The organism is Streptomyces sp. R35, from assembly GCF_041053035.1.
Lineage (GTDB): Bacteria > Actinomycetota > Actinomycetes > Streptomycetales > Streptomycetaceae > Streptomyces > Streptomyces lutosisoli.
In genome coordinates, this window is record NZ_CP163440.1 from 2,314,698 (window position 1) to 2,323,666 (window position 8,969).

At 62.7% G+C, this 8,969-nt stretch carries 9 protein-coding genes; 3 read left to right on the forward strand and 6 right to left on the reverse strand.

The window, feature by feature from the left end; all coding sequences use genetic code 11:
- The first annotated feature begins 782 nt into the window (after window positions 1-782).
- The 3 genes from AB5J50_RS10900 to AB5J50_RS10910 all read left to right on the forward strand — a co-directional run bounded on the left by AB5J50_RS10900 (window position 783) and on the right by AB5J50_RS10910 (window position 5,028).
- Entirely contained in the window at window positions 783-1,817 is a 1,035-nt protein-coding gene (locus AB5J50_RS10900; protein ID WP_369257058.1) for a hypothetical protein, read from the forward strand.
- Between the two features lie 2,425 nt (window positions 1,818-4,242).
- Window positions 4,243-4,581 (forward strand): hypothetical protein, encoded by a 339-nt coding sequence (locus tag AB5J50_RS10905; RefSeq protein WP_369257059.1) that lies wholly within the window; start codon window positions 4,243-4,245, stop codon window positions 4,579-4,581.
- 111 nt (window positions 4,582-4,692) lie between these two features.
- Window positions 4,693-5,028, forward strand: coding sequence for an integrase core domain-containing protein (locus AB5J50_RS10910; RefSeq protein WP_369265365.1), 336 nt, complete (start codon window positions 4,693-4,695; stop codon window positions 5,026-5,028).
- Between the two features lie 135 nt (window positions 5,029-5,163).
- Here the strand turns inward: AB5J50_RS10910 and AB5J50_RS10915 are convergent, their stop codons facing one another.
- The 6 genes from AB5J50_RS10915 to AB5J50_RS10940 form a co-directional block, all read right to left on the reverse strand.
- The gene (locus AB5J50_RS10915) at window positions 5,164-5,736 is read right to left on the reverse strand and encodes a hypothetical protein (RefSeq protein WP_369257061.1); all 573 of its coding nucleotides are present in this window, start codon (window positions 5,734-5,736) and stop codon (window positions 5,164-5,166) included.
- Between the two features lie 275 nt (window positions 5,737-6,011).
- Entirely contained in the window at window positions 6,012-6,725 is a 714-nt protein-coding gene (locus tag AB5J50_RS10920) for a hypothetical protein (protein ID WP_369257063.1), read from the reverse strand.
- 46 nt (window positions 6,726-6,771) lie between these two features.
- Window positions 6,772-7,071 (reverse strand): hypothetical protein, encoded by a 300-nt coding sequence (locus AB5J50_RS10925; RefSeq protein WP_369257065.1) that lies wholly within the window; start codon window positions 7,069-7,071, stop codon window positions 6,772-6,774.
- A 616-nt stretch (window positions 7,072-7,687) separates the two neighbouring features.
- Entirely contained in the window at window positions 7,688-8,071 is a 384-nt protein-coding gene (locus AB5J50_RS10930; protein ID WP_369257067.1) for a hypothetical protein, read from the reverse strand.
- A 146-nt stretch (window positions 8,072-8,217) separates the two neighbouring features.
- Window positions 8,218-8,622 carry a type II toxin-antitoxin system VapC family toxin gene (locus tag AB5J50_RS10935; RefSeq protein ID WP_369257069.1) on the reverse strand — a complete coding sequence of 135 codons (405 nt, stop codon included), beginning with the start codon at window positions 8,620-8,622 and terminating at the stop codon, window positions 8,218-8,220.
- A 9-nt stretch (window positions 8,623-8,631) separates the two neighbouring features.
- Window positions 8,632-8,829, reverse strand: a complete 198-nt coding sequence (locus AB5J50_RS10940; protein WP_369257071.1) for a hypothetical protein — start codon at window positions 8,827-8,829, stop codon at window positions 8,632-8,634.
- Window positions 8,830-8,969 lie beyond the last annotated feature (140 nt).

Genomic DNA, 8,969 nt, shown 5'->3' on the forward strand with positions numbered 1-8,969 from the left:
GCCTGCTCAGGGGGGTGTCCCCGTCTGGGCTACCGCGGAAGGGCGCCCTCCAACGAGGACATCGAGGACCTGGACGGCTGGACACTCCAACGGCTACGCCACAGCGCGCTCACACACGGCGCCGAGGAGGCACCTCCACCCCAATGCTGCTGGCCCGCTCCCGCCACGCCTCCGTGCACTCTCTGGAGCGCTACACCGCCCCGGCGTCGACGCGGTCGCCCGGCACGTCGCCGACCGCGACCCCGCCGCCCGACGGAAGGACTGACGCCTCCAAGATCAACTATTGGCGGCTCTGGGCTTCCGACACCCCTACGACACGCGGAAGGAGAGCGTCCGGCAGATCACCGATGTGTTTGGTGGGCACTCTTCGACGCAGTGTTGTTGGGGACCGGAAATGAATCGAGCAAGAGGCATTGACTCGTCGGCCCCTGCGTAGAAACCTTCCGTTCGGGTGCTTTGCCGTAGCGGGGGAATTTCAGCTTCTGATGGAAACGTCTTGGGCTGGAGTCCACACGACCATAAGGCGGTGATTGCGGTGATCGAAGAGGGCTCTGATGCCAGCGTGACCGAAGAAGGTGACGCTCCAGGAGGGGAAGCCACGAAGGCACGCTACCGTGTGAGGCTTCCCCATTTCATTGCCCGGGAGCAAGTAGGGCTCGGAGAAGTCGTCAAGCGCGGAACCACGGCACTCGGCATTCGTCCGTGTAGTGGCTGCCAGGAGCGGGCGGAACGGCTAAACCGCTGGATTGGTTTCGTCCCATCAACGGGAAGGGAGTCCCAGCATGGATGAACTGCCCATGCGGACACCCGACCCGATTCCCTTGTCTACTCCGCTGTCGGGAGAGACGCCTCAACTGCCCGAACAGGCGCAGGTCGCCATTATGCCCGGATCGATGACGAGCACACGGAAGAACGCTCCTTGCGCTACGTGCGGGGGGTCGATGACGAGCGCTCCGGCTCCTACGGGCTGCACCGCCTGCAGCCAGCAACCTGCTCCCGGTACAACATCACTCGGCATGCCCCTAGCGCAAGACCAATTCGTCTATGCGATCGGGCGGCTATCACCACAGTTCCTCTCTCTTGATGTGGAGAAGGAATTCGCTCAGCTTGCCGCGCAAGTCGGAGATCGGGAAGTCAGCGAACATCATCGCCTGAAGACCGTGCTGCAGCAGGACGACAGCCTTTACCTTTCCCATCACGTTTGCTGGGTCTTCACAACGCAAGGGCTCGACAGCTTCGCCGTGGTGCCACGTGATAGCCATGACGCCCGCCAGTTGATCGAAGCGTTCGTGCCGGCGAGCGAGGAGAATGTAATCAACGTCGTGGTCGGTCGACCTGCGGCGGTGCCACCTACGTGGGCCTGGTCGGCGACCGGGCTGCGGCTCGTCTCGGCCGACCAGATCCTCACCTTCACACTCGATGAATTCATCGATGCGCTGCAAGATGGGAACGGGGACACTGATGGCGAGGGTAACGGTAATGCAAATAGCGATCATCGAGTTGTGATGAGGGAGCTTTTCTTTCGCCTCACCAAGCGTGCCGACAACCACGGCTTCACCGACACACACCGAGCATGCAACTACATCGCTCTCCGTTATCCCGCCATTTACCGCACCACGGTGCAAGAAATCGACGACCGAAAAGCGCTCGCGGGCGTCGACACGCGTGCGACTGTGACAAACGACCGTCGGTTGGTCTCAATCCGTCTGATCTTTCGTAACCACCACACTCAGGTCGTGGAGTACTACAGCTGTACGGTCGACGTCACTGGCGAGTTTTGCTTCCTCGTGACGCCTCTGTCGCCAACTTACGGCTAGCTCCTCGCCATGGCGGCCCCAGCCTTCACCGCCGAGGCATCGCTCGGCGGCCCGAGTACCCGAGTGATGCGTGCCCGCTGGATCGCGGGTGCGAACACCATAGGCAAGTCATGTGACAATCAGTTGTACGTGGCCTGTACCGAGGATCCGCGCTGCGACGATCTCACCGGTGAGGCGCGCGGACACTGCCGGCTTGAGTTGATTGCCGAATGTCGGGAGACATTCGGATGCCCCACCAGACAGCACTGCTCACCGGGTGGCGCAGGCAGCATCTGCTGCCCTGATGCCCAGACCAACTGCGCTGGAACATGCAGAACGCTTGCCTCGGACCCGCGTAACTGCGGAGCCTGCGGCACAGTGTGCAGCCAAGGAGAGTTGTGTTGTAACGGCGGCTGCACCAATCCGGCAACCGACCCCCGTAATTGCGGCACCTGCGGAAACCTCTGCACCGGCGGCAAGATCTGCCAAGGCGGCCTCTGCGTATGTCCGCCAGGACTGACCGACTGCGCAGGCACATGCACCAACCTCACGAACGATCCTCAGAACTGCGGAAGCTGCGGCGCAGGCTGCAGCGGGGCGAGCTGTGTCAATGGGGCCTGCGGACCGAGACCGTGTGACAATCAGTTGTACGTGGTCTGTACCGAGGATCCGCGCTGCGACGATCTCACCGGTGAGGCGCGCGGACACTGCCGGCTTGAGTTGATTGCCGAATGTCGGGAGACATTCGGATGCCCCACCAGACAGCACTGCTCACCGGGTGGCGCAGGCAGCATCTGCTGCCCTGATGCCCAGACCAACTGCGCTGGAACATGTAGAACGCTTGCCTCGGACCCGCGTAACTGCGGAGCCTGCGGCACAGTGTGCAGCCAAGGAGAGTTGTGTTGTAACGGCGGCTGCACCAATCCGGCAACCGACCCCCGTAATTGCGGCACCTGCGGAAACCTCTGCACCGGCGGCAAGATCTGCCAAGGCGGCCTCTGCGTATGTCCGCCAGGACTGACCGACTGCGCAGGCACCTGTCGTAATCTCGCCACAGATGTGCAGAACTGCGGCAGCTGCGGGACGATGTGCACCGGCCGACGGATCTGCGCTGACGGTGCCTGCGTCTGCCCGCCGCAACTTCCGACTGTTTGCGCTGACGCATGCACAAGCCTGGCAACTGATATAAGGAACTGCGGCACCTGCGGAAACCTCTGCACCGGCGGCAAGATCTGCCAGGGCGGCCTCTGCGTATGTCCACCAGGACTGACCGACTGCGCAGGCACGTGCCGCGACCTGACTTCCGACCCGGCCGCCTGTGGGGCGTGCGCCACCACGTGCCCATCCGGGAATCTCTGCTGCGGTGGTCTGTGCAAGGATCAAATGACGGACGTCCAGAACTGCGGCGGCTGCGGCGTAGGCTGCCCGCAGTCGTGTTCAGGGGAGCGTCGCTGCAGCAACGGCAGCTGCGTCATTCCCGTGCCAATGACGGTTTATGTCGAAGACGGCTCGTCATGCGTGGTCGCTGTGCGAACAGCGGTCGCATTCACTCAGTCAGAGGCGACATCCTGCGTTCAAGAGCAGTTCCCCGCCCTGAAGGTCGGCGTGCCAACTAGCACGTTCCCGTATTCAGCTCAGGTATGGTGCACAGGATTTCAGTGTCGCGATGTTTCCGGGTCCTCGCTATCACAGAGTGATTGGGTGTCGTGCGTTCAATTCCAAAATCAGGGCTGTGCGGTTTCGGCAGGAGGGTGCCAGAACTGCGGATTCCGCACCAACTGCCGTGGCACATGTGTCGACACAAAAACCGACACCAACAACTGCGGCAGCTGCGACAATGCCTGCCCGTCCGGCAGCTCATGCTGTAACGGCCTGTGCTGCCCGCCTGGAAGGGTGTGCTGCGGCGGGCAGTGTTGTGCAGCCGGCAGCTCGTGCTGCGGTGACGAGTGCTGTCCGGCAGGTGGCAAGTGCTGTGACGGCAGGACCTGCTGTCCTGCTGGAGGCGAGTGCTGTTCCTTCGGCGGCTGCTGTGTTTCGGGCTACGTGTGCTGCCCCAACAACGGCGCGTGCTGCCCATCGGGTACCACTTGCTGCAGTAACCATTGCTGTCCCTCAGGTAGCACATGCTGTTTCGGCGGATGCTGTCCGCCCGGCTACGTTTGTTCCGCCAGCGGGTACTGCGTGCTCCCATCCTGACCTCTTCGCCGCCTGGCACGTCCAGCGCCGTCTCAACACCCTGGCTGGCCGCGGCCCGCTCACCGGCAAGCAGGTCCAGCAGGCCCGCAACGAGATCCACCTCGCGACCGCCTTCCTCAATCATCTTGCCGAGCGTGGACGGTCTCTCGCCGACTGCACGCAGGCCGATGTCGATGCTTGGTACGCCAGCGGCTACACCGCCCGGCGCCTCACCCACGCATTCCTGCGGTGGGCGATACGGTCCAAACACATGCCGAAGGCCGCCATACCCCACCGCTCCACAGGCAATCCCACCCCGCTCGCCCAGCACCAGCGACTCGCGCTGCTGCAACAACTCGCCAACCACGACGACCTGCCGCTCCAGGACCGCGTCGCCGCCCTGCTCGTCCTTCTCTACGCACAGCCGCTCACCCGGATTGCCCGGCTCGGCACCGACGACGTCCTGCACGAGGACGGCGAGGTCCTTGTCCGGCTGGGCGACCCGCCGTCGCCCGTTCCGGCCCCCTTCGCTCTGGAAGACCGCATGTTCCCGCCGCCACGACCGTCCCGGCCAGAGGAGGTGATCCCAGAACAGGTCGTATCGGACTGACAAGGGGGCCTCCCCGCGAAGCAAGATCACAGCCTTGGCGCTAGTGGCGGTTTCGTTGTACCGAGGCCGGAAGAGGCCGATCGGGGACAAGCCGCCTGAGACACCGAGTGCCTGAGACGCCCGTGCAGGCCGCATAACGCCGTCGAGGTCGTACTCAGCGGCGTCCGGATGCCGAGAATGAACTCGATCATGGAACGGTGGGTGCAGACCTGCCGGCGCGAGCTCCTCGACCGTACTTTGATCTGGAACGAACGCCACCTCCTGTACGCGCTGCGCGAGTTCGAGCAGTTCCACAACGGGCATCGGCCCCATCGGACCCTCGGGCAGGCCGCGCCGTTGCACGCGCTGCCCGAGCCGGTGATCGATCCAGAGCAGATGATGCGCCTCGACGTTCGCCGACACGACCGACTTGGCGGCGTCCTTCACGAGTACCGACATGTCGCCTGACCAGTGCGGATGATTTATCGGCACCCGCAGAGCCCGGACGAGCCTGTCAGCACCAGGGAGCCGAGCCCGCCCCGCGGGGAGCAGGGCGGGCCGACGTTCGTTGCGAGACGGACCACGATGGTGCGCATACGGCGGTCAGGGGCTTGCGGCCCCCAGCTTGACGCTTTGCTGCCTTTCCGCCGTTGTTGATCCGGTCCCGGGGTCGTCTCCCGTGACGTTGAAGGTCGCGAAGTACTCCACCGTGCTTCCTACGACGCCCACGTCCAGGTAGACGGGCAGGGTCTGGTTTCCGACCTTCGTGGTCAGCCGAAGGCCGATGCTGTTCTGGGAACTGAGATAGCCCTCGTACTGCGCCACCCCGACGTGCTGTTCGCTGCCGCTGCCCGACCCGGTGAAGCCCTTGCACCGCAGGGCCGCGTTCGCCAGGCCGACCATGACCTTGTCGGCGCCACCGTCGGCATAGGAGGCGAGGCGTACACGCACCATGACCCCGGAACGATCCTTCGCCGCCGAACTGCGCTCCACCACGGCGACGGGCTTGACTCCTCCCGTCTGGCTCAACGCATCGGCGACGGGCTGACACGCTGCCTTGTCGGCCACCATGCGCTCTCCGCCGATGGGCCCGGACGCCGACTTCGGAGTAGCCACCTCCCACCCCGGCGTATCACTACTCTTGATCGCGGCCTTCTCCAGTTGCGCGCGCGTCATGGCCGCCGACGACTTCCCCCCTGGGGCGACCGCCTTCGCGGGAGCAGAGGTGCCGCTTGGCCGAGCCGACGGCTTGCCGGTCCTGGAACCGTGTCCCGCACACCCCGAAACCAGCAGAACCGAAGCACCCAGGCCCACAGCCCAGGGTGCCATCGCTACCCGTCTGTACATCAACACCCCCATTGTTGTGCTCGCTGGCCGGCGGCCAAGTGGCGAGGAAATAAAAATTGTGTTCAGCAATTACGAAGTACGCAATAGCGCTCCGCCTGAGTACGCTACACAGCAAGCCCGCCGCCCCTGGCGAAGATGTCCCGGGTGTCCAAGAGAGGAAATCCCGACAAGGCCTTCAGCGTGTCGGCGGCAAATCTCTCCATTTTCAGAGGATGAGTGAATGCCGCAAACCCGGCTTCAGGATGTAGGTCGAGCGGAATCAAGGAAACGTAACCACGCTCGGACATGTTCTGCAGATGCAATCCAATTACAGAATCATGGGTGACCTCACTCCCTCGCATCCCTTCCAGTTCAAGCGCCAAGGATGCACGCCAGAACATTCCTCCGGACAGGGCATACCAAGAGCGCAGAGAATCCGCGGACTCCGCGAGGACAGCGCATCCCCCCTTCCCTCTCGACCGTCGAAGCGTTTCAAGGAAATCAAACAGGCGATCTGAGTGCGGGTCGGCGACGCACCACTCAGTGTCCGATACGAGCCCTCTCGGACTTTCTGCCTGGATCCGGCCGACAACCTCTCGCGCCAGCCCCGGGTACCTAGCCTCGAATCTGGAGGGATCCGTCTCCCCTCGCTTTCGATACCAGGTCCCCATGAGGAGCCACGTCCAGGAAGACCACTCGTTGACGATCTCTTCGAGCAGTCTTTTCCCGTCCTCTTGGGAGGCAGGTAGCCACAGGCCGTCAACAGCATCATGTACCGCGCCATCGCGGGCCGAATAGGGCCACCACGTACACCGTGGAACATCTCCGACGCGATACACATGCACCTCCAGAACGCAACGACTTACCGCCGAGCTGCCCTACGCGTCACCATATTCGCTCCCCATAGAAGAAGTCGATTGTGACCATCTCACCATTGTCATTGATCGCGTCCAACTGCTCCCACGGCTCGCCATCCGGGCCACGCAAGTTCTTCTGGTTCTTGCCGTAAATGCTGCGCGTCTCGACAAGGCTCTCGTCCGAAACACCATGGGCGCTGAGTGCAGCCGAACGGGCCTCCTCTTGGCTGCCGAAATGCCGGTCGCCAGCCTTCTTGGACACGATTTCGGTCGCATCCTCGGCACCACCGCAATTGTGCACCAGGATGGGTGCGGCCCCGGCAAGCACATAGTAGGTGTGCTAGGCGGACCCCTCTACCTGCTTTCCGCAGGTCAAGCCCAGTTGCTGGTCCGGTGAAGTACGTGGGTGTCCGTGGTTGTGCGAGGTTGTTGCCGCTGCGTCAACTACTGCCGTCACGAAACCCTGAAGCCACGCCAGGACCCACCTGGCGGGGCTTCAGATTCGCACTCTGGAACGAGCAAAATAATCTCGGGGGTGCTATCCAGCAGAGCTTTGGGTTCGGGCACTCGAAGAGTGCCGTGGGCAGCTCAATGAACCTGAGCAACCAAAGAGCATTTCGATAACCTCAGTCTCCGACAATCCACATCAGATGGCGCGACCTAGCACATTCGACGCACTCCTGAATGAACCGACCAAGAAAGTCTCTTCCGCCTAGCTTCAAAGCGAGATCTTCGCCAAGAGACGAGATCTCCTCGATGACTGCTGGGAGCTGATATCCACTGAAGACGGTCACTCCATGCGGATCAATATGCCCAAGGAACGGATGGTCCCTCTTGTCGACACCACAGAGTACAGGATCGAACTGCCATGGCACATCGATCCGCCGAATCACGTCTTGATTCTTCGCACGAATCGAGACTCGAAGCAATACCTGCCGCCCCCTCTATCCGATCAAATCTCTGGGCAACCCCGGATGCATGGTCACCAGCTCATTGAATTCATACATAAAGTCCCCGCCCAGCGCGTGCCCCTGTGAGCGGACGACCGTGTACATACTCGTCGGTGAGCCCTTGAGATCCGTACCAATGATCTTTCCAGCATCAATAATATGCCTCACGCGTCCAGTGCCGGCTTGAGACCTACCGATACGCCCTTCCGTACGGCTGGCCAGCTCACCGAGGTCAACGTCACCGTCGAACAGCGACTTCGTCTCATCAGCTTCTTCGCCACCAGCGATATGACGCGGCTCTACGTGGTCCTCAATTTGCTCTGCATCCGATATTGCTTGGCAGTTGTGAACCAGTATCGGAGTCAATCCTGCCAGCACATAGTACGTGTGGAGGGCAGGGGTCCGTCACCTGCAACTTCGCTGGTCAGACTGCAAGTTGACAGCAAATCGGTGTTCGTGCTTGTTCGCCGGGATTCGTGGCTGTTGCCGTCGCTACTGCCGTCAGGAGACGATCATGCCCCGGGCTATTCCTCGCCGAGAATTCGGAGCCCGTGGTTCTTCTGGAAGTACCGGTAGTCCTTGAGGTTCAAGGTCGCCAAGGGAAGGTCGTGGGTGAGGCAGCAGGCGGCGATCCACATGTCGTCGTTCGGCTGCGGAAGTCCGGCTTTCTGTCCGGCGGCGGCGAGTCTGCCCCAGGTGGTGGCCACGGCCTCGTCGCCGAGGAGGACGGCGATACCGGAGATCCAGTCGGCCAGTTCCTGGCGGCGGCGGCTGCCCCATTCGCGGACCTCGACCCACTTGGTGAGTTCGCCGTAGGTGACGAAGGAGATCAGCGGGCGGCGGCCGATCAGTCGGGTTTCCAGCGGGCCAGTGAGCGTGCCCTTGTGGAGGCGTGAGGCGACGTCGGTGTCGAGGACGACAGGTTGCATCGCGGCGGCTCAGGCGAGGTCGCGGTGACGCTCGGCGTAGGTGAAGGCGATGAACTCCTCCACCTCCTCGTCGGACTCGAAGGTGTCCGCCTTCAGGTCGTCCAGGGACCGGATCGGCTGCACGTTCTTCGCCGCGAGAAGCTCCTCCACCGACACCCTCGGCCGCATCGCCGGATGGATCGGGTACTCGGTCTCTGCTGCGCTCATCGCTCAGCCCTCCCGTTCGCCGTGCTCCCCTCGCACGGGGACTCTGCGGTCAAGTCTGGCACGCTCCCGCGCTCGCTGTCCTGGCTCTTTGACCTCCGGTTCTGGGGCCTGTCAGGTGTGCTCGCGGGGGTTGGGGGAAC

Excerpts from the sequence above, each read along its gene's own strand:
- AB5J50_RS10900 (WP_369257058.1), top strand. The coding sequence starts at position 783 with ATGGATGAACTGCCCATGCGGACACCCGACCCGATTCCCTTGTCTACT.
- AB5J50_RS10905 (WP_369257059.1), top strand. The coding sequence starts at position 4,243 with ATGCCGAAGGCCGCCATACCCCACCGCTCCACAGGCAATCCCACCCCG.
- AB5J50_RS10915 (WP_369257061.1), bottom strand. The coding sequence starts at position 5,736 with ATGACGCGCGCGCAACTGGAGAAGGCCGCGATCAAGAGTAGTGATACG.
- AB5J50_RS10935 (WP_369257069.1), bottom strand. The coding sequence starts at position 8,622 with ATGCAACCTGTCGTCCTCGACACCGACGTCGCCTCACGCCTCCACAAG.
- AB5J50_RS10940 (WP_369257071.1), bottom strand. The coding sequence starts at position 8,829 with ATGAGCGCAGCAGAGACCGAGTACCCGATCCATCCGGCGATGCGGCCG.